The 19,621-nt window shown below is 67.7% G+C and carries 20 protein-coding genes and 1 tRNA gene; 10 read left to right on the top strand and 11 right to left on the bottom strand.

Translation table 11 applies throughout. The features are described from left to right. Positions 1 to 70: 70 nt before the first annotated feature. Entirely contained in the window at positions 71 to 820 is a 750-nt protein-coding gene (locus Q322_RS0108410; protein WP_029477451.1) for a WecB/TagA/CpsF family glycosyltransferase, read from the bottom strand. A 194-nt stretch (positions 821 to 1,014) separates the two neighbouring features. Between Q322_RS0108410 and Q322_RS0108415 the strand changes: the two genes are divergently transcribed. After that, complete coding sequence (locus tag Q322_RS0108415; RefSeq protein WP_029477452.1) at positions 1,015 to 1,689, top strand: Crp/Fnr family transcriptional regulator; 675 nt, start codon at positions 1,015 to 1,017, stop codon at positions 1,687 to 1,689. A 72-nt stretch (positions 1,690 to 1,761) separates the two neighbouring features. Then, positions 1,762 to 3,333 carry a bacillithiol biosynthesis cysteine-adding enzyme BshC gene (bshC, locus tag Q322_RS0108420; protein ID WP_029477453.1) on the top strand — a complete coding sequence of 524 codons (1,572 nt, stop codon included), beginning with the start codon at positions 1,762 to 1,764 and terminating at the stop codon, positions 3,331 to 3,333. 404 nt (positions 3,334 to 3,737) lie between these two features. Here the strand turns inward: bshC and Q322_RS20775 are convergent, their stop codons facing one another. The 4 genes from Q322_RS20775 to Q322_RS0108435 all read right to left on the bottom strand — a co-directional run bounded on the left by Q322_RS20775 (position 3,738) and on the right by Q322_RS0108435 (position 9,336). Beyond that, complete coding sequence (locus Q322_RS20775) at positions 3,738 to 5,543, bottom strand: copper-translocating P-type ATPase (protein ID WP_281173636.1); 1,806 nt, start codon at positions 5,541 to 5,543, stop codon at positions 3,738 to 3,740. A gap of 6 nt (positions 5,544 to 5,549) precedes the next feature. Further along, entirely contained in the window at positions 5,550 to 6,098 is a 549-nt protein-coding gene (locus Q322_RS24495) for a hypothetical protein (RefSeq protein ID WP_245593185.1), read from the bottom strand. A gap of 345 nt (positions 6,099 to 6,443) precedes the next feature. Then, positions 6,444 to 7,400: a signal recognition particle-docking protein FtsY gene (ftsY, locus tag Q322_RS0108430; RefSeq protein WP_029477454.1), complete on the bottom strand. Its 957-nt coding sequence runs from the start codon at positions 7,398 to 7,400 to the stop codon at positions 6,444 to 6,446. A gap of 133 nt (positions 7,401 to 7,533) precedes the next feature. After that, entirely contained in the window at positions 7,534 to 9,336 is a 1,803-nt protein-coding gene (locus tag Q322_RS0108435; RefSeq protein ID WP_084147883.1) for a GAF domain-containing sensor histidine kinase, read from the bottom strand. A 341-nt stretch (positions 9,337 to 9,677) separates the two neighbouring features. On the opposite strand from Q322_RS0108435, the gene Q322_RS0108440 reads away from it, so the two are divergent. The 4 genes from Q322_RS0108440 to Q322_RS0108455 all read left to right on the top strand — a co-directional run bounded on the left by Q322_RS0108440 (position 9,678) and on the right by Q322_RS0108455 (position 12,320). Further along, a complete protein-coding gene (locus Q322_RS0108440) occupies positions 9,678 to 10,754 on the top strand; it encodes an Mrp/NBP35 family ATP-binding protein (RefSeq protein WP_029477456.1) in 1,077 nt (358 codons plus the stop codon). Next, the gene (locus Q322_RS0108445) at positions 10,751 to 11,431 is read left to right on the top strand and encodes a helix-turn-helix transcriptional regulator (RefSeq protein ID WP_029477457.1); all 681 of its coding nucleotides are present in this window, start codon (positions 10,751 to 10,753) and stop codon (positions 11,429 to 11,431) included. Before Q322_RS0108440 ends, Q322_RS0108445 begins: the two co-directional genes overlap by 4 nt. Positions 11,432 to 11,500: 69 nt before the next feature. Next, the gene (locus tag Q322_RS0108450) at positions 11,501 to 12,091 is read left to right on the top strand and encodes a 2'-5' RNA ligase family protein (RefSeq protein ID WP_034418060.1); all 591 of its coding nucleotides are present in this window, start codon (positions 11,501 to 11,503) and stop codon (positions 12,089 to 12,091) included. Positions 12,092 to 12,244: 153 nt separating this feature from the next. Continuing rightward, positions 12,245 to 12,320 (top strand) — tRNA-Trp (locus Q322_RS0108455). A gap of 110 nt (positions 12,321 to 12,430) precedes the next feature. On the opposite strand, the gene Q322_RS0108460 is transcribed toward Q322_RS0108455, so the two are convergent. From Q322_RS0108460 to Q322_RS0108475, 4 genes are all read right to left on the bottom strand, one after another. Then, positions 12,431 to 13,810, bottom strand: a complete 1,380-nt coding sequence (locus Q322_RS0108460) for a sensor histidine kinase (RefSeq protein ID WP_029477460.1) — start codon at positions 13,808 to 13,810, stop codon at positions 12,431 to 12,433. 106 nt (positions 13,811 to 13,916) lie between these two features. After that, entirely contained in the window at positions 13,917 to 14,579 is a 663-nt protein-coding gene (locus tag Q322_RS0108465; RefSeq protein WP_029477461.1) for a response regulator transcription factor, read from the bottom strand. Positions 14,580 to 14,671: 92 nt separating this feature from the next. Continuing rightward, on the bottom strand, positions 14,672 to 15,364 hold the full coding sequence (locus Q322_RS23225) for a hypothetical protein (protein ID WP_156952961.1): 693 nt from the start codon (positions 15,362 to 15,364) through the stop codon (positions 14,672 to 14,674). A 132-nt stretch (positions 15,365 to 15,496) separates the two neighbouring features. Next, positions 15,497 to 15,862, bottom strand: a complete 366-nt coding sequence (locus Q322_RS0108475) for a YkvA family protein (protein WP_029477464.1) — start codon at positions 15,860 to 15,862, stop codon at positions 15,497 to 15,499. A 402-nt stretch (positions 15,863 to 16,264) separates the two neighbouring features. Between Q322_RS0108475 and rplU the strand changes: the two genes are divergently transcribed. Both rplU and rpmA read left to right on the top strand, forming a co-directional pair. After that, entirely contained in the window at positions 16,265 to 16,567 is a 303-nt protein-coding gene (rplU, locus tag Q322_RS0108480; RefSeq protein WP_029477465.1) for a 50S ribosomal protein L21, read from the top strand. Positions 16,568 to 16,706: 139 nt separating this feature from the next. Beyond that, entirely contained in the window at positions 16,707 to 16,991 is a 285-nt protein-coding gene (gene rpmA / locus Q322_RS0108485; RefSeq protein WP_029477466.1) for a 50S ribosomal protein L27, read from the top strand. A 69-nt stretch (positions 16,992 to 17,060) separates the two neighbouring features. Here rpmA and Q322_RS0108490 read toward each other — a convergent pair whose 3' ends face one another. Beyond that, a complete protein-coding gene (locus Q322_RS0108490) occupies positions 17,061 to 17,912 on the bottom strand; it encodes an SDR family oxidoreductase (protein WP_029477468.1) in 852 nt (283 codons plus the stop codon). A 99-nt stretch (positions 17,913 to 18,011) separates the two neighbouring features. Next, complete coding sequence (locus Q322_RS0108495; protein WP_029477469.1) at positions 18,012 to 18,425, bottom strand: Rrf2 family transcriptional regulator; 414 nt, start codon at positions 18,423 to 18,425, stop codon at positions 18,012 to 18,014. 152 nt (positions 18,426 to 18,577) lie between these two features. On the opposite strand from Q322_RS0108495, the gene rpmE reads away from it, so the two are divergent. After that, complete coding sequence (gene rpmE, locus Q322_RS0108500) at positions 18,578 to 18,796, top strand: 50S ribosomal protein L31 (RefSeq protein ID WP_029477470.1); 219 nt, start codon at positions 18,578 to 18,580, stop codon at positions 18,794 to 18,796. Between the two features lie 90 nt (positions 18,797 to 18,886). Next, complete coding sequence (locus Q322_RS0108505; RefSeq protein WP_051668365.1) at positions 18,887 to 19,555, top strand: thymidine kinase; 669 nt, start codon at positions 18,887 to 18,889, stop codon at positions 19,553 to 19,555. Positions 19,556 to 19,621: the final 66 nt, after the last annotated feature.

Genomic DNA, 19,621 nt, shown 5'->3' on the forward strand with positions numbered 1-19,621 from the left:
TCGCTGCTGAACTGTTCTCTCCCCTGTCGCAAGCGGCTGTGCCAGTCACCACGAGGGGAGAGGGGTGAATTCACCCTTTCCGCCGCTTCTCCGCACCCACCATCCGCATAAAATTGAGCAGGCGGGGCGCGCGGTTCCACCTCTTGCGGTCCCCGGCGACGCGCCAGATCCATTCCACGCCCAGTTTGCGGGTCCAGGCGGGGGCCAGTTCCGCCGTTCCGGCCAGCACGTCGATGACGCCGCCGCAGCCGATCATGACGGGCACGCCCAGCACGCCGCGCCACTGCTGATTAAAGACCTCCTGCCGCCCCGCACCCATCGCGGTCAGCAGCAGATTCGCGCCGCTCCCCTCCACTAGACGGGCCACCCGCTCATCGTCCTCCGGGCCAAAGTAGCCGTGGTGGAGTCCGGCCACCGTGACGCCGTAGTCGCGGGCTGCCTTCTGCGCGGCAGCCTCGGCCACGCCGGGTTTCGCGCCCAGGAAGAACACCCGCAACTCTGCGCCGTGCCGCTCCATCAGCCCCTGCACGATGTCGAAGCCGGGGGCGCGCGGCACGTCCTGGCCGCGAAGCTGCCGGGCCGCGTACACGATGCCCACGCCGTCCGCCGTCACCAGATCGGCGCGCTGCACGGCCCCCGCGAATTCAGGGTGGCTGCGCGACTGCACGATGATCTCGGGATTCAGGGTGACCACGGTGTGCGGCGCGCGGGCCGGGTCCGCCAGCCAGTCGCCCAGCAGCGTCAGGGTGCCTTGCAGATCGATCACGTCCAGCGGCAGATCGAACAGCCGCAGGCGCGGGCGGGAGGCAGGTGAGGACATTCAAGGGGGATTCTAAACGTTTGCGCCGGAACGGGGGCGGTCCACTCCCCGGTCTCAGGGTGCGGGGCGGAGGGGTTACGCGGCAGGGAACACCCTGCAACACCCTGCCAGACCGCCTGACCATGGCGTCTGCCCACCGGCCCCGTGCTCCCGCTTGCGTTCCCCGGCGGCAATTGCGGCATACTGACGCACATATGTTGCCCGGAGCATTTGGAACCCTGCCTGAGACGGCGCAGGCGCAGGTCATGGCGGCGGGGCGGGTGGGGCGCTGGGCGCGGGCCGGGCTGCTGTTTCACCCGGAAGACGCCGCCGAAACGCTGTTTTTGATCCTGCGCGGCACGGTGCGGCTGTACCGCCTGGGGACCGGCGCACGTGAGGTCACGCTGGACGTGCATGGCCCCGGCGCGCTGCTGGGCGTCTCGGCCCTGACCCCCGGCGAGAGCTACAACGTCTACGGCGAGGCGATGGACGACGTGGAGGCGCTGATGCTGGGCCAAGACGCCCTGAGCCGCCTGACGGGCGCACAACCGGCGGTGGGCGTGGCCCTGACCGAGCAGATCACCCGCCAGACGCGCGGCGTGCAGGAACGCCTGTCCGGGCTGGTCTTTCTAGAGGTCTCGCAGCGGCTGGCGCTGGCGCTGCTCAACCTGGCCGAGCGCGAGGGCGGCTGGCCCAACGAGGGACCGATTGCCCTGCGGGACCGGGTGTCGCATCAGGACCTGGCCTACGTGGTGGGCAGTACCCGCGAGACGATCACCAAGCTGCTGGGCGACTTCCGCACGCGCGGGCTGCTGGACCTGGGCTACCGCCGTATTATCCTGACCGACAGAGGAGGTCTGCAAAAGGCCTCACGGGAATCGCTGCGCTAGGCAGGGCAGGGTTTTTCAAATCAACCAGCAACTGGTCCCCGGTATGCGCCGGGGCGGGAAGGAATGGGCGGTATGGCGCGGAATATAGCGGCGGAGTACAGGGCCGGGGGGCTGGAAGAGTTCTTCCGTCTGCCGGTGGACGGGATGAAACAGGCTCAGGCCGGGGCCAGGCCAGAGCTGGACCGCGTGGCGCTGGCCGAGGCGCTGCGGACGTATCACCGCGACCTGGGCACGCTGGACCGGAATGTGGAGGACGCCCTGATCCGGCTGGCCCACCCCGCGTCCAGGGTGATCGTGACCGGGCAGCAGGCGGGCGCGCTGAGCGGCCCGGCCTACAGCGTCCACAAGGGCGCAGACGCGGCGCTGCTGGCCCGCCGCCTGAACACCGAGGACGCCCCGGTGGTGGCGGTCTACTGGGTGGCGAGCCAAGACCATGACGCGGCAGAAGTCGCCAGCACCAGCCTGCTGGATTTCTCAGAGGTGCTGCACCGCCTGACATTCGACGTGTCGCCAGGACTGCCGGTGGGCCGTGTGCCGTGGCGACAGGACTGGACGGCGCAGGCGCTGGCGTTGCTGGACGCCTTCGACGCCCCACCCGAACACATTGCCGCCGTGCGTGCGCGAATCTTGCGGGCAGTAAAGGCGGGGGGCTGTGACGCCGACGCCAGTTATGCAGATGTTTTTGCCCGCCTGATCCACGGGCTGCTGTCCCCCGCCGGACTGATCGTGCTGGATCCCCTGCACCCTGCCCTGGCCCGGCTGATGGCCCCCACGCTGGCGCGCGAACTGGAAGACCCGCTGGCGTCCTCAGCGCGCATCGAGGATGCGGCGGCCCAGTTGTCGGCGCAGGGCTTCGCGCCGCAATTGCGCCGCCCGGCGGGGGCCACCAACCTCTTTATCGAGGAAGACGACGGGGGGCGGCGACTGCTGCGGCTGGACGGACAGACCTTTAGCACCGACACCCGCAGGTACACCCGCGCCGAGTTGCTGGCCGTGCTGGACGCCGATCCCAGCCATCTGACCCCGGCAGCGGGCCTGCGCCCGGTGGTTCAGGACGCGCTGCTGCCCACGCTGGCCTTTGTGGTGGGGCCAGGGGAAATCGCCTATGGCGCGCAACTTCGCGAGGTCTACGAATTGCACGGTCTGAACCAGCCGCTGCTGTGGCCGCGCCTGAGCGTGACCTGGCTGGAGCCAAATGTGGCCCGGTTGCTGGGACGGCTGGGCGCGACCGCCGCCGAGGTTCAGGCCGATCCAGAAAGCGTACTGGGCCGCGCCCTGGCCCGTGAACGCGGAGCGGAGGCGGTGACCTCTCAGGCGCTGGAGCAGATCGACGCCCAGCTCCGCACCGTGATGGACGAGATCGCCGCTCTAGATCCCACCCTCGTCGGCGCGGCGGAGCGCACCCGCCAGCGCGTGACGGCGCGGGTGGGCCGCCTCCAGGGTCAGGCGGCGCGCGCCCTGGCCCGGCAGGAAGATGACCGCAGCGGGCAGCTCACCCGGCTCAAGGCACATCTGCTCCCGAACGGCACGCCGCAGGAACGCGAGATGAACTTTCTGACCTACCTGCTCAAGCACGGCGAGACACCGCTGGAACTGCTGCTGGCGCTGGAGCCGGGCGGGCGGGAAGAGATCAAGATTCCATAGGAGGAACACTTGGCGCTGCTCTGGCCCCTGACCTCACCCTTCTGCCGCACCACGTGGACACCATCGTCCGGGAGAGCCTGGAGCTGGCACGCGGCATCATCCGCATCCAGGCTGGCGCGATGGACCCTGAGCGTTGGCGGCAGGGAAAACGCGGTTTTCAGGACCAGCGCTGGCCTGGATTCCGGAGCAACCTCCATGAGCACGGGGGACGGGAGGTGATACGGGTTGCTTCGCAGCGCGTCTGCTTTGCTTCTCCCTCCAGTCGGGCTGAAGCGGGGACGTTCACCGCAAGCCGGATGGACACGGATCAAGGTTCGACTTCCCCCACCGCAGGCGCATCGGGTCCAGCCGCTGCAAAGCGCGCTTCACGCCGCATGGCCCCAGGAGGTCAGCTCAGCCCCGGATCACGACGGCGCGGGCTGGGCAGAGGCGGCGGGCGCAAATTTCACCCGGTTCTGGGACAGGGCGTTCAGGGTCACGATCACCGTGCTGGCGCTCATCAGCAGGGCGGCCCACTCCGGGCGCAGCAGGATGCCCAGCGAGGGATACAGCACCCCGGCGGCGAAGGGAATGGCCAGCAGATTGTATCCGGCGGCCCAGAACAGGTTCTGTTTGATCTTGCCGCGCACCTGCCGCGCCAGCGTGATGGCCCCGGCGACACTGGCCGGATCGCTGCGGACCAGCACCACGTCCGCCGTCTCCACCGCCACGTTCGTTCCCGCGCCGATGGCGATGCCCACGGTGGCCTGCGCCAGCGCGGGAGCGTCATTCACGCCGTCACCGATCATGGCCACCTGACGGCCCGCGTCCTGTAACGTCTTGACCTGGGCGGACTTCTCCTCGGGCAGCACATCTGCGATCACCGTATCCAGGCCCAGTTCACGGGCCACCGCCCCCGCCGTGCGGGCATTGTCGCCGGTGAGCATGACGGTCTGAATGCCCAGTTCGCGGAGCGATTGAACGGCCACCCGCGCCGAGGGCCGCACCCGGTCCGCCACCGCCACGACGCCCAGAAGCTGCCCGTCTGCGGCGACAAACATAGGGGTCTTGCCGTCCGCCGCCAGGGTCTCGGCTTGCTCCAGGTGCGCCCCCAGAGCCACGTTCTCCCGGTCCATCAGTTTGCGGTTGCCGATCATCACGCGCCTGCCCTCTACCCGCGCGGTCACGCCCTGTCCCGGCACCGAGTCGAAATCTTGCGCCTCGCCCAGCTCTATTCCCTTCTCTTTCGCTCCCGCGACAATGGCAGCGGCCAGCGGATGTTGAGATGGTTGATCGGCAGAGGCGGCCAGACGTAGTAGCTCGTCCTCAGATACGCCCCCTGCGGGCCGCAGATCGGTCAGGGCGGGCTTACCCTCAGTCAACGTGCCTGTCTTGTCGAAGACCACGGTGTCGATGCTGGCGGTGGCCTCCAGCGCGCCCGCATTTTTAAACAGCACGCCTTCCCTGGCTCCCTTGCCCACGCCCACAGTAATGGCAGTGGGCGTCGCCAGCGCCAGCGCGTCCGGGCAGGCGATCACGATGGCCGAGACGGCAGCGGTCAGCGCGAAGACCACGCTCTGCCCCAGCAGGGTCCAGACGATAAAGGCCAGCAGGCCGCTGCCCAGGGCCACGAAGACCAGATATTTGCCCGCCGTATCGGCCAGGCGCTGGGCGGGAGCCTTGCTGGCCTGCGCGTTCTGCACCAGCGCCACGATGCGGCTCAGGGCGGTGTCTGCGCCCACGGCAGTGGCGCGGAATTGAAAGGCCCCGGTCTGGTTGACCGTGCCGCCGGTCACGCGGTCCCCCGCCGCCTTGCCCACCGGCAGCGGCTCGCCGCTGATCATGCTCTCGTCCACATAGCTCTGGCCCGCCGACACCTGGCCGTCCACCGGCACGCGGTCACCGGGACGCACGGCCAGGCTGTCGCCCACCTCCACCTGCGAGAGCGGTACTTCCATTTCCTGCCCGTCCCGAATTAAGCGGGCGGTGTCGGGTGCCAGTTTCAGCAGGGCCTCCACCGCGCGCCCGGTGGCAAAGCGCGAGCGCATTTCCAGCCAGTGGCCGATCAACGAGAAGGTGGTCAGCATGGCAGCGGCCTCGAAAAAGACGTCCTGTGATCCCAGGAACACGGTGGCCCACACCGAATAGAGGTAGGAGACCAGGATGCCCAGGGCGATCAGGGTCATCATGTTGGCCTCACCGCGCCGCAGCGCCCGCCACGCCGCAGAGATGAACGGTCAGCCGCCCCACCACACCACCGGCGTCGCCAGGATCAGCCCGAACCAGGCCATGTCCAGCCCGAACGGCGGCGCGGCCCGGAAACCCAGCGCCTCGCCAATCGGGGAGAACAGCACGGTGGGAACGGTCAGGATCAGCGAGACGACAAAGCGGCGCAGCATGTCGGCCACTATCGCCTCGCCGTGACCCGCGTGTTCGCCGTGACCCCCGTGTTCGTCATGGCCAGGGTGGTGCTCATGGCCAGCGTGGGCAGCGGCGGCGGCCTGCGCCGGATGACCGGGCTGCGAGGCAGACGGCGCACAGTCCTGGCATGCGCAGGCGTACCCCGCCGCATGGAGCCGCGTCCTGAGCGCCTCCCCGGTGACGGCGGCGGGATCGTATTCCAGATGGGCCACCCCGCGCGTGCGGTCCAGATGGGCGTGGTGGACGCCGGGCTGCCGGGCCAGCTCGTCCTCCAGACCGGCATACTCACTCGCGCCAAAACAATCTTTGAACGCCACTTCGAGAACGCGGCGGGAGGCCGCTGGTAGGGGGTGGTGCTGGGTCATCGGTAAACTTCCTGGGGGCGTTGCTCCTGCCCCGCAGGTTAGGTGCGCCGTGTTCAGCTCGTGTGTGGCCCTGGCTGGCGCGGGAGGTCCGATCAAATAAAGGTCAGCACAGCAGCGAGGTCACGCCTCTGCGTACCGCTCCGTCATCCCGCAACCCATGGGTCGCCTGCCCACACGGACTCCGATTGAAAGGCATCGAAGGCACTTGGACATCCGGGAGGACGTCCAGGCGTCCTCATGGGCGCTGCTCTGGAGGAGGCCGCGAGCAGGCGAACAACGGGTTCCGGGCGTGGGGGGACAAACCGGCGCTTTCCCACCGCATCCACGAAACAAACGAAGTCCGGCTCAGTCCCTCGGCACGTCCACATCGAACAGTGCCCGCACAAATTCCTGGCTGTCGAAGGGTTGCAGATCGCCCGCGCTCTCGCCCACGCCGATGAACTTGATCGGCACGCCCAGCTCGCGCACGATGGGGATTAAAATGCCGCCCTTGGCCGTACCGTCCAGCTTGGTGACGATCACGCCGGTCAGGGGCGTGGACTCGTGGAACTTCTTGGCCTGCTGTAGCCCGTTCTGCCCGGTCACGGCGTCCAGCACTAGCCAGACCTCGGCGGGTTCGCCGGGATCGGCCTTCTCAATGACGCGGCGCACCTTTTTCAGCTCTTCCATCAGGTTGTGCTTATTGTGCAGGCGTCCGGCGGTGTCCACGAACAGCAGGTCCGTGCCACGGGCGGCGCGGGCGGTGGCGGCGTCGTAGGCCACGGCGGCGGGGTCCCCCCCGTCCGTTCCCTGCACCACGGGTACGCCCAGCCGGTCCCCCCATTCGCCCAGTTGTGCCCCGGCAGCGGCGCGGAAGGTGTCGCCCGCCGCGAACATCACGCTGTTGCCCCGGCCCATGTAGTACTGGCCCAGCTTGGCAATGGTGGTGGTCTTGCCCACCCCGTTGACACCGATCACCATGACCACGTGGCCGCCCGGCTGCACCGACACGCGGCTGGCCTGCGGTGAAAAGCCCAGCTTGCGGAACTCGGCGCGGCTGGCATTGGGTTCGAGTTGCAGGGTCAGCGCGTCCATCAGCGCCTGCTGCAAATTCTTGCCCTCGCTGCGGCGCACGTCCTCCAGGATTTCCCCGGTGGCCGCGCGGCCCACGTCGGCGGCGATCAGGGCGTATTCCAGATCCTCGATGGTGTCCAGGCGGTTGTTGAACACATCTTTTACGTCGTTGCCCATGAATCCGGCGGTGTCGTTGATCTGCGCGCGGGTCTTGCTCAGGCCGCTGCGCAGCCGTTCGAGCCAGCTCACGGGCGGTCCCCAGCGGGGGTAAGTGTCGGGCAGAAAAAGGGTGAGGCGATCATCCCCCCACCATAGCGCCCGCCGCCGGGGGCAAAAGGACGGTGGGCGGGAAGATCTCTGGCCTCTCTAGCCTCTCTGGCGTCTACGCCTGCGGCATCTGGGCCTCGATGGTGGTCCCCTGGGCCGGGGCGCTGAGGATGCGGTACTGGCCGCCCCTGGCCTGGAGGCGTTCGCGCATCTGGACCAGCCCCAGCCCGCCCGCACTGCTGACGCGCCCGGTGACGGCCTGTGGGTCAAAGCCCGCGCCGTCGTCGCGCACGCGCAGCAAGACCTGATACGGGCCGCCGTCCACGGTCACGCGGACCTCGCCCGCGCGGGCGTGCTTGGCAATGTTGTTCAGACTTTCTTGCAGGATGCGGAACATCACGGCCTCGTCGCCGGGCGACAGATGCACCTCGCCGGTCACGTCCAGACTGCTTCTCATGTTGTTCTGCTCGCCGAAGTCCAGCACGTAGCGGCGCACCGTTTCCAGCAGGCCGTAGCGCTCCAGATCGATGGGCCGCAGCGCGAAGATGCTGCGCCGGACTTCCCTGATCTGCTCGCGCAGCAATGTCGTCGCGGAGCGCACCTCGGCCTCAGCGCGCGCCGGGTCACTGTGCATCTGACGGGCCACCACGTCCAGCTTCAGGGCCGCAAAGGCCAGCGACTGCGCCACACCGTCGTGGATCTCGCGGGCAATGCGGGCGCGTTCGTCGCTGATCGCCAGTTCCTCGGAGTACAGGTAGGCGCGGGCGTTGCGGACCGCCAGGGTGGCCTGCCCGGCCATCAGCGCCAGCAGCGAGACGCGGGCGGCCTCGAAAGCCCCCTCGCGCGGGTCGCCCAGCATCAGCACGCCCACCAGCCCCTCCTCGTCGCGCATGGGCAGGCCCAGCACGCTGCGGGCCTCGGGGAAGACCTGACAGGCCTCGGCCCCAGTCACGATTAGCGGCCCGCTGGCCTGGGCCACCTGCGCGGCAAAGGCCGGGACCACGCCGCCGGGGGCGTCGTCCCGGCTGGCCCCATCGCTACCAACACTGCCACCGCCAACACCGCCGCTGCCCACCCCGCTGACCTCGCCGCGCCGGTCCTGGGCGTATTCCAGCCTCAGCACGCCGTCCTCGTCGCTTAAATATGCCGCGCGGGCCTCCGCGCCCACCCGGCCCGCCATCGTTCCCGTCACGCGTGACAGCAACCGCCGCATGTTGCGCTCGGCGCGGATGCTCTGGTCCACGCTGTACAGCGTCATTAAATCCAGGGTGCGCTGCCGGGCGGCCTCCACGCCGGTCGCCACCTCGGCGGCCAGGGCCTGGGCCAGTTCCGCCGTATCGGCCCCCGGCGGCGTTTCGAAGTGCAGCAGCAGCGCGCCGCCGCCGGGGACGCTGACCTTGAGGGGATGCAGCGCGGCGCTGGGCGCACTGAGCAACGTCTCGCCGCGCGCCGTGCCGCTCAGACCGCCGGGCACGGTCAGGGTGGCGTGGGTGGCCCCGGTCACGCGCACCGCCCCGCGCGCGGCCACCTCCAGCACTGCGCCCAGATCGGGTGCCCCACCCAGATCGCGCATCAGCTCCTGCACGCCCTGCAAGCGCCCGTGCGAGGCGCTGAGTTGCCCGTACAGGTCGCGCAGCTCACGCTCGGCACGCTCGCGGGCGCGGGTGCCCTCGGCGATCCACTCCACGCTGAAAAAGGTCACGGCGGGGCCGACCAGGCCGTAGAACAGCAGGTGCGCCCACAGCTCGCGCTGCCCGTTGCCCAGCAGCGAGATCGCCAGTTCCACCGCGCCCACCACCAGCACGATCAGCGGCGGCAGCAGGTTGCGCACCAGCCGCACCCGGTCCGACAGCGGCGCACGCGGCGGCGCGGCGGGGGGCCGGGCAAGCGGTGTCCGGGTGGCGGGGGCGTCGGTCATGGTTCCAGTCTAGAGTTCCTGGCGGGGCGAGGTCAGTAACTTCCGGCGCGTGTCCAGCAGTGGCGCGGTGCATGGGGTGGTCCCCGTTCAGGTCGATTCGCGGCTCGCCCGGCGGCTCTCTCACCTTTCCGTTCCTTCGCGCCTCCTTCTGCCGCAAGGGGCGAGGGGAAAAGCGCAGGTCCGAGATTCAATCTCACCGGGTGGCGCGGGACGACAACCCGCAGCGGTACCGCAGGCCCACACCCGCCGCGCCTCCCCCCACCGTCGAGCGCAGCTTGCCCGGCCCCCACTGTGAGCGCGTGACTTGCCCCCCACCCGGCTTTGCGGTACTACTAGCCCATATGCATGACGCCGTGATGGCCGCCCTGAGTACCGTCAACGACCCGGAACTGCACCGCGATCTGGTGTCGCTGGGCATGATCGAGCGGGCTGAGGTCACCGGCGGCGTGGCCGGGATCAAGGTCAAGCTGACCACTCCCGCCTGTCCCCTGAAAGGCCAGATCGAGCGCGAGGTCCGCGAGGCGGTGCTGACCGTGCCAGGGGTGACCCAGGTAAACGTGACCTTCGGCGCGACGGTGCGCGTGGCCGCGCAGCCTGCCCTGCCCGGGGTCAAGCACGTCCTGCTGGTGGGCAGCGGCAAGGGCGGCGTGGGCAAGAGCAGCGTGGCGGTCAATCTGGCGGCCTCGCTGGCCGCGGACGGCGCACGGGTGGGCCTGCTGGACGCCGACGTCTACGGCCCCAGCGTGGCGCACATGCTGGGCCAGGGTGCGGCCCGTGTGACCGCCAACGCCGAGCGCAAGATGCAGCCCCTGGAGGCGCATGGGCTGCGGTTTATCAGCATGGCCAACCTCTCCCCTGCCGGGCAGGCGCTGGTGTGGCGCGGGCCGATGCTGCATTCGGCGGTGCAGCAGTTCATCAAGGACGCGGCCTGGGGCGAGCTGGATTACCTGATCGTGGACCTGCCGCCCGGCACCGGGGACGTGCAGCTTTCCCTGACGCAGACCGTGAATGTCACCGGGGCGGTGATCGTGACCACCCCCCAGGACGTGGCCCTGATCGACGCGGCGCGGGCCATCGACATGTTCCGCAAGGCCAGCGTGCCGGTACTGGGCGTGGTGGAGAACATGAGCTATTTCGTCGCGCCGGACACCGGGAAGGTCTACGACCTGTTTGGGCGCGGGGGCAGCCGCAAGCTGGGCGAGCAGTACCCGCTGCTGGGCGAGGTGCCCATTGACCTGGACGTGCGTCAGGACGCCGACGCCGGGGTGCCCGCTGTGCTGGCCCACCCGGACACGCCCGCCTCACAGGCGTTGATCCGCGTGGCCCGCAATCTGGCCGGACAGGTTAGCGTGCTGGCGGTGAATAAAGAGCTGGCGCAGTCGCTCTCGGACCTGCCGGACCAGTTGACCGTCGTATGAATACCGGGTCTGCTCACACAGCTTCTGCCCAGGCCGCCCCCGAACTGCCGCCCCCTGCCCCGCCGGAACGCACCAAGGTGCGGCTGCTGGAACTGGTGCAGCGCCACGGCCCGCAGACCGCACAGGACCTGGCCGCGCGGCTGGAGGTCAGCGTGCCCGCCGCGCGGCGTCACCTGGGCGACTTGCAGGAGCAGGGGCTGCTGCTCGCGCGCACCGAGCGGCCCGGCGGGCGCGGACGGCCCCAGCACGTCTTCAGCCTGACCGAACGCGGCGAGGCAGCCTTTCCCCGCAGCTATTCGGGCCTGTGCGTGGACGTGCTGCGCCACGTCGAGGAACTGTTTGGTGAGGGCGCGGTCCTGAAGGTGCTGGACGCCCGCAGCGTCGAGATCGCCTCGCGCCTGGAGGCCGAGCTGCCGGAGCATCTGCCCTTGGAACAGCGGGTTCGGCGGCTGGCGGCCCTGCTGGGGGATATGGGCTTCGATCCCGTGCTGGAGCAGGACGGCGCGGACTGGTGCCTGACCCAGCGCAACTGCCCCAACTTGGCCGTCGCCCGCCAGTACGCTCAGCTCTGCGACTCGGAGTTGAACCTGTATGCCGAGCTGCTGGGCGCGCAAGTCGTCCGGGAAACGCGCATCGCCTGCGGGCAGGGTGCCTGCCGCTACCGCATCATCGGCTGAGCGCTGCCTATCATTCCTGAAGCTGACCGGATCATGAGACGGTACAGTAACCACCAGGACCCCGCCCCCATGACCCATCACCTTCCCCCCATTCCCGAGCCGCCCAGGCCGCTGTACAGCCTGGTGGCCTGGCCCCCGCAGGTGCTGGACACCTGGATGCGCCGTGCCCAGGCCACGCTGAATGTCAGTGGCTTTGGCCTGCCGCACCTGAACCTGCGCGCCCCATTCCAGACCAGCCTGGGCAGCCCCGATCTGATGGCCGCCTTCCGGGAGGGACTGCGCGGCGAACCGGCACTGGAAGTCCGTGTGCGCGGCTGGAAACGCCTGAGCAGCGTGATCTTTCTGGAGTTCGAGCTGGACCCGGCGCTCTCGGACCTGCACGCCCGGATGCTGAACATCGGCCCATCGAGCCGCGCGCCCTACGACGGGGCCGACTACCGCCCGCACCTGACGCTGGCGCTGGGCATTCTGCCGTGGGCCGAGGACCTGCTGTGGGAGCAGGTGCAGGCGCTGAGGCCCCCACTGGACCACTTCACCGTTCAGGCCCTGAGCCTGACCCGCGAGGAACGCGGCGAGGTGCAAGAACTCCACACCTTTCCGCTGGTCCTCCCGCTGGAAGACGAGGGGGCCATGAACGAGGCCGGGGCCGCGCCCAGCTAAATGGCCCAGTTAAATAGCCCAGCTAAATGGCCTGGCTGATGGCCGAGTTGGGGCACGCCCGTCTTGCACCGTTTCGCAGCCTCTGCTAACCTGTACAGGCCCGCGAGAAAGCGCCATCTCCCGGCGGGTGTTTGGTCAGCAACGTCTTGGCAGGGGTTCTTAGCTCAGTTGGTAGAGCATCGGTCTCCAAAACCGAGGGTCGTAGGTTCAAGTCCTGCAGGGCCCGCCAGGCACAACCCCGCATTACGCGGGGTTTTTTCGTTTCTCTATGATGTGTTTTTCGCTTCTCTCTAGCGTGAAGGGTGCTGGCCTCAGCACGGCAGCGGCATACGGGCGGACTCACCCCGGCAGTCCCTCTCCAGGCAGCCGCAACGTCGCCGTGAAACCCCTACCCGGCGCGCTGCTCAGGGTCAGGGTGCCGCCGTGCAACTCGGCGGCGCGGCGGACCAGCGCCAGGCCCAGACCATGGCCCTCGCCGCTGCGGCTGGCGTCCGGACGGTAGAACGCCTCGCCCAGCCGCGCCAGCACGTCCGCGCCAACGCCGGGGCCGTCGTCGTGTACGGTGACGCTGGCCGCCGCCTGCTGCTGCTCCAGCGTCACCGTCACCGTTGCGCCGGGGGCATGGCGCACCGCGTTCATGGTCAGGTTCCAGATCGCCTGGCCCAGCAACACCCGGTCCCCGGAAACCGTGACGGGCTGCGGCGCGATCAGGTCCACATCGGCCTCCGGGGCCAGTTCGCGGGCGCGGTCCACGGCGTCGGCAGCCAGCTCACGCAGCGGCACCGGGGCGCGGGCCACCTGCGAGGCGTCGCGCGCCAGCAGCAGCAGGTGGTGGGTCAGCGTGGACAGGCGGGTGATGTCGGTGCCGATCTCCCGCAGGTCGCTGCGGTAGCGCGCGGGGTCCCGGTCACGGGCCAGGCTGCCCTCCACGCGCGCGGTCAAGGCAGCCAGCGGAGAACGCAGGTCATGCGCGGCGGCCCGGAAAAACGACTGCTCGCGGTCACGGGCGTCGGCCAGGCGGCCAAAGGTGCCCTGCAAGGTCAGCGCCAGCCGCGCCAGCTCGTCGTCCTGGCCTGCGCCAGGCAGCGGGCGGCGCAACTCGGCTCCCTCGCCCACCTCGCGCGCCGCGTTTTCCAGCGTCCGCACCGGGCGCAGCAGCCGCCCGGCCACGAAGAAGCCCACGCCCAGCGCCAGCAGCAGCGCCAGCGGCAGCAGCCACGCCAGCGCCCGCGTGAACGCCTGCCTGGCCTCGCCCAGCGCCCGCGCGTCCGAGATGACGGTCAGGCGCAGCGTGCTGCCCCGCAGTCTCTGCACGGTCAGCAGTTGATCGCCGCTGATCCCCACGCCCATCGGCAGGTCCAGCGGCACCCCTGGCGGAAAGCGGGAGGTATGCACATCCGACAGCTCCCCGCCCTGCACGCCTTGGATGCGGACCTCGAAGGCCCGGTACTCGCCGCGCGTGTCGGCCAGATTTTCCAGGTCCGCTGGACGGATCGCCACCCCGTCCAGCCCGAACGGCCAGTTGCGGTCGCTGGCCCGCTGCAAGGCCGCCTCCAGCCGCACCGCGATCACCGCGCTGGTGGTCAGGAGGCGCTCGATCTGTGCCTGGCGGAGGAAGGTGTTGACCGCGAAGAACAGGCCTGTCGCCACCAGCAGCGCGGCCACCCCCGTCGCCAGCGCCGAGAACAGCGCCAGCCGCAGGCGCAGGGTCAGGCGCATGGGCGGGACGCAAGCAAAAAAGACGGTAGTGCCTGACCGCACACCACACCGGATGGCGCGAGCATCAGGAGGACACCGATGGTAAGGGAGTGCCGCTCCCTCCTCCTCATTTCTCCACCCGGTAGCCGCGTCCGCGCTCGCTGCTGATCGCCTCCGGAGCCAGTTTGCGGCGCACGTAGCGCACGTACACGTCCACGATGCGGGCCTCGCCGCCAAATTCCGGTCCCCACACGCGGTCCAGCAGATCTTCGCGGCTAAACCAGCGCTCGGGCGAGAGGGCCAGCGCCTCCAGCAGCGAGTATTCGCGGCCCGTCACCGCCACCTCCGCGCCGTCCCAGGCCACCGTGCGGGCCACCGTGTCCAGCGCGCCGCGCCCACCCGCGAAAGCCACCTGCGGCGCAGCCTGGCCCCGCTCGCGCCGTGAGAGTGCACGCAACGTCGCCAGCAGCTCCGGCACCGCAAAGGGCTTGGCCAGATACGCGTCGCCGCCCAGATCCAGCCCCTGCACCCGGTCCGAGACCTCGCCGCGCGCGGTCAGGAACAGCACGGCGGCCTCCACGCCGCTGGCGCGCAGTTCGCGGGCGATCTCGAAGCCGTCCATGCCGGGCAGCATCACGTCCAGCACGATCAGGGGAAAATCCCCCAGCAGCGCGGCCTCCAGCCCCTCGGGGCCGGTCTGCGCCCAGGTCACGGCGTAGCCCGCCTCGCGCAGCGCCCCTGCCGTCGGTTCGGCGATGCGCGCGTCGTCTTCCACCAGCAGTAAGCGCATATGGGCGTCAGTCTACGGGGCGGCGTTAAGGGAGGGTTAGATGAAAACGGGAAGGCCCGCCTGCACGGCGCGGGCGGGCGATGCGAGGGGGTTTAGCGGGAGAAGGGGAGGTTTAAACCGTTGAGACTCAGAGGCTGCGCTGCATTATCGGTCAGATACCATCTGGCGTCGCCAAGACTGCCCTTGCGGATGGTTCCCTTCACCGTGATACCGGTTTCACTCGCGCTGATCTGCTGTGAAATGACGACCGTATTCCAGCCCTTACGAAACTGAGCATCGACGTCGAGTGAAGCCTCTACGAACGGATACGCGCATGTCTGCTGACCTTTCAAAGTCACGTCGCGGTCCACATAAAACGGAAGGCTGATCTGTTCAGTGTGGGTGACGTCATCAACGGCGATCTGCGCGATGGTTCCACTCTTCTTGTCCGCAGTAACGGAAAGGTATGCGGCGGTTGCCAGCGCCTTGGCGTCGCTGACCACGACGTTCTGGGTACAATTTTCTGGGACGGCATCAAGAGCGGGTACCAGAAGGCTGGCAGCAGGCGTAGGTAATGCAGCAAATGAAAACTTACCATCACTTTCCAGGGCAGTACTGGCTAAGCTTGTTTCAGAGCCTTTGCCTGAACTTAGAGCAAAGACGGTAACTTGACCTGCGCCGCCCGTCCAGGCGCTGGTGGTCAGAACAGGATTGTTCTCCTTGTCCATGCTTAAACCACCATCGGCCAGCGTGCCGACCAGTTCATTGACGGCGGGCTGGGCCGGGGGATCACAGGCGACAAACAACAGGAGCAGAAGCCAGCATCAGGATTGATTGAGGTTTCATGGCAGGCAAATTTAGCATGCGGTTCATGCCAAAGCGCACGGAATGACATCTGTGGAAATCCATCTGCCCGCACGCACATTAGAGCCGAATTTTCACCCGCTCAGCCCCCGCCACAGCCCCCATACCAGCAGCACTATTCCCACCACCACACTCACCCCCAGCGCGGGCAGCAGCCACGGCAGGCGGCGTTGCAGGTCCGCACTGCGGGCGCGGGCGCTGAGCAGCACCGGGGCGGGCAACGAGCGGGCCGCCAGCGCCAGAATCGCCGGGACCACCAGCAAGTCGTCTCCCAGCCCCAGCACAGGAACCGCGTCGGGAATCAGGTCAACCGGGCTGAGCGCGTAGGCCACCAGCGCCAGCAGCGCCCCCAGCCGTGCGGACATGGGGGTACGGTTGTCCCACACCGCGAACAGCAGGGCCAGCGCGTCGCGCCAGATGGGTTTGAGGCGAGTGATCACGTCCCCCTATATGCGGCGGGGCGAAATGAAGTCCCGGCCTCTGGCCAACTGCGGCCACCGTTTGCTATGCTGTGTCCTCGCAGCGGCCCCCCAACTGGCCGCGCCGGAGGACAGAGAAAGCGCGGCTCATTCAGCTCAGTTTCAGGGCGTGAGTCTAGGTGTACCGTGAGGACACCTCCACAGACACGGGAACACGCACACCATACACCTTTTGGCCCCTTCATGGGGGCGTGTGACCTGTGCATCCCCGCTGTCTTGAGGAGCTTCTCTCTTCTGTTTGGCAACGGGGCGGTTCCGTTTGTGTTAAAGTTCCAAGTTGGTGTGTTGTGCTCAGGCGGCGCAACAGCAAAAGAGGCCACGCCCGGCAGCGTTCCGGCGGCGGCAGCACAAGGAAGGTAGACGATGTTTGCAATTATTCAGACCGGCGGCAAGCAGTACCGCGTGCAGGAAGGCGACGTGATCCGCGTGGAAAGTCTGGCGGGCGAGGCGGGCGACACGCTGGACCTGACCCCACTGTTCGTGGGCGGCGACAGCGCTCTGTTCGGCGACGCCGTGAGCAAGTACGTGGTCAATGCCGAAGTGGTGGAACACGGACGCGGCCCCAAGATCTACATCCGCAAGTACAAGAGCGGCGTGCAGTACCGCCGCCGCACCGGCCACCGCCAGGATTTCACGGCGATTAAAATCACTGGAATCAAGGGTTAGTTCTGCCCTGGCCGCAGGCCGGGACCGAGCGGAGCGAGTAGGACGAGATAAGGCTGACGCGCAGCGGAGCAAGGTAAGGGACTTTTTCCGAGCATTGCGGAGCGGAGCGGCAGCCGAACAACGGGAGAGGTGAAGAGTCATGGCACATAAGAAAGGCGTAGGTTCGTCCAAGAACGGACGTGACAGCCAGCCCAAGTACCTGGGCGTCAAGAAGTTCGGCGGCGAAGTCGTCAAGGCCGGAAACATCCTGGTCCGCCAGCGCGGCACCAAATTCAAGGCAGGTCCTGGTGTGGGCATGGGCCGCGATCACACCCTGTTCGCGCTGGAGCATGGCCGCGTCGTGTTTACCAACCGCGGCAACACGGGCCGCTTTATCAGCATTGAAGCCGCAACCGCCGCCCCCACCGAAATCGCCGCCGACTGAATCACGGCGGATGAGCAAGAGCCGGACCTGTAAGGGTTCCGGCTCTTTTCTTGATGTGCGGCGGCGGCTCTAACCCGCCAACCCTGCCTGCACCGCTTCTTTCAGCGTCGTGGTGGGGCGTCCGATCAGGCGGCCCAGATCGCCGCTGTCGCTGTGCAATTCGCCTTCCTGCGCGTTGGCGTCGGCATCGGCCAGTTTGTCAGCCAGGGGCGCGGGAAGGCCGAAGCCCTTCAGCATTTCAAAATATGCCGTTTCGGGCATGTCCTGGTAGGTCACCGGGCGGCCACTCTGGGTGGCAATCTCGGCGGCCAGTTCCTCCAGGGTAAAGGCGCTGTCGCCTCCCAGTTCGTAGATGGTGTTGTCCTGATCCGGCAGGGTCAGCGCCGCCGCTGCCGCCGCCGCGTAATCGGCCCTGCTGGCAGCGCTGATTCGCCCATCACCTGCGCTGCCCGCCAGCGTGCCGGACTGGGCCGCCTGGGCCACGTTGTAATTTTCCATATACCAGCCGTTACGCAGAAATACGAAGGGGACGCCTGACGCGCGGATGGCCTCCTCGGTGGTCTTGTGGTCTGCCGCCATCTTCATATCGGCTGTATCGGCGCGCAGGATGCTGGTGTAGGCCAGCGATTTTACCCCGACGGCTTTTGCGGCGTCCACCACGTTGCGCTGCGGGGTGGCCCGGTCTACAACGTCGTTCGACGAGATCAGCAAAAGCTTGTCGATGCCTTCCAGGGCAGCGTTCAGGGTATCCGGCAGAGTGTAATCGGCCAGCCGGACCGCTACACCTTTCGCCGCAAGGCCCAGGGCCTTTTCGGGATTCCGGGCAAGGGCGACAATTTCGCTGGCGGGCGTTCCCCGCTCCAGCAGGACGTCAATGGTCAATTGGCCGAGGTGGCCGGTGGCTCCGGTGATGGCGATCATAAAACTCCTGGGGTTCATGCGCTGAACGGGCGACGAGAGGGAGGCTTGATGAGATGTAAAACTTTTCTTTACATCTAGGCTCGAAAAAGGGAGCCAGACTTAGCTGGCCTTGTCATGCAGCGCGGCGGTGACGTCAGCCAGCGTCGTCTGTGACAGACGGTCTTCCAGCGCAGCCTGGGCCTGAGTAAAGACCTCATCCAGCACGCTCTGGATGTTGGCCCCCACCGGGCAGGCGGGATTGGGTTTCTGGTGCATCTTCAGCGTGGACCGGGGCGCGTCCACGGCACGGTACACGTCCAGCAACGTGATCTGATCGGCGCGGCGGGTCAATGCAGCTCCGGCCACGCCGCGCCGGGTGTCCAGCAGGCCAGCTTGCCTCAGCCGCCCGGTCACGTTGCGGATGACCACCGCGTTGACGCCCACGCTGCCCGCGAGATACTCGGAACTGTGTGGTCCGTCTCCCCCATTTAGCAGCGACAGAACATGGACGGCAATGGAATATTCACTGTTCACCTGCTGACCCTCCCGAATCCTGTAATTATTATCATTACAACTGGTGGATTGTCAAGCTGTGCCGTTTCGAGCCTTCCCCTCTCGCCCCGCGCGGGTGTATACTTCTGCGGTTGCCCGCTACGCACAAGCGACGTGGCGGAGGAGGCACCAACATGAAAAAGGATATTCACCCCAAAGCGGTTCCCACCAAGATCATTTATCAGGGCAAGGTCATCATGGAAACCATGAGCACCCGCCCCGAGATTCACGTCGACGTCTGGAGCGGCGTTCACCCCTTCTGGACCGGCGAGGAACGCTTTCTGGACACCGAGGGTCGCGTGGACAAGTTCAACAAGCGCTTCGGCGACAGCTACCGCCTCAAGAAGAAATAAGCCCGATTCTTCGGATGCGCCCCGCCCATGTGGTGGGGCGTTTTCCGTTGTCGTGGATCAAGCTGGACTGAGGTTTGACATACTCCCAGGGTGCTTAAGTCTCCCTTCCACGGCGGCCACCTCGAAGTGATCGTCGGCCCGATGTTCAGCGGCAAGAGCGAGGAACTGATCCGCCGCGTGACCCGCTCGGTCATTGCCAAACAGAATGTGCTGGTCTTCAAGCCTGCGCTGGATGACCGTTACCACGAGTCTGCCGTCGCCAGCCACGCCGGGCGCAGCGTGCAGGCGCTGGCGGTACGCAATGTGGCCGATATCCGCGCCCACCTGTCTGGCGAGGACCGTCTGCTGGGCGCGGAACTGGAAACCGAGAAGCCGCCACTCCCGGATGTGGTAGGCATCGACGAGGTGCAGTTCTTTGAGGCGGAGGTGGTGGCGCTGGCCCTCGAACTGGCCGACGCGGGCGTGCGCGTCATTCTGGCCGGGCTGGATCTGGACTTCCGCGCCGAGCCGTTCGGTCCCATGCCGCAACTGCTGGCCCGCGCCGAGAGCGTGGACAAGCTGACGGCCATCTGCACGGTCTGCGGCGCACCGGCCACCCGCTCGCAGCGCCTGATCGGCGGCCAGCCCGCGCGCTACGACGACGCGGTGGTGCTGGTCGGCGCGCAGGAAAGCTACGAGGCCCGCTGCCGGGTACATCACGCAGTTCTGGGGCAGCCGCAGACTCAGGACGCTGCCGAGGGGCGGGCGGTGGGCGTCTGAAGACGGCACCGCCCGGCTCAGGCACCGCTGTACCAACACTTCAAAGAAAAAGGGAGAGGTCCCAGA

Origin of the sequence: Deinococcus frigens DSM 12807 (assembly GCF_000701425.1) — a bacterium.
In the GTDB taxonomy this organism is placed as follows: Bacteria; Deinococcota; Deinococci; order Deinococcales; family Deinococcaceae; genus Deinococcus; species Deinococcus frigens.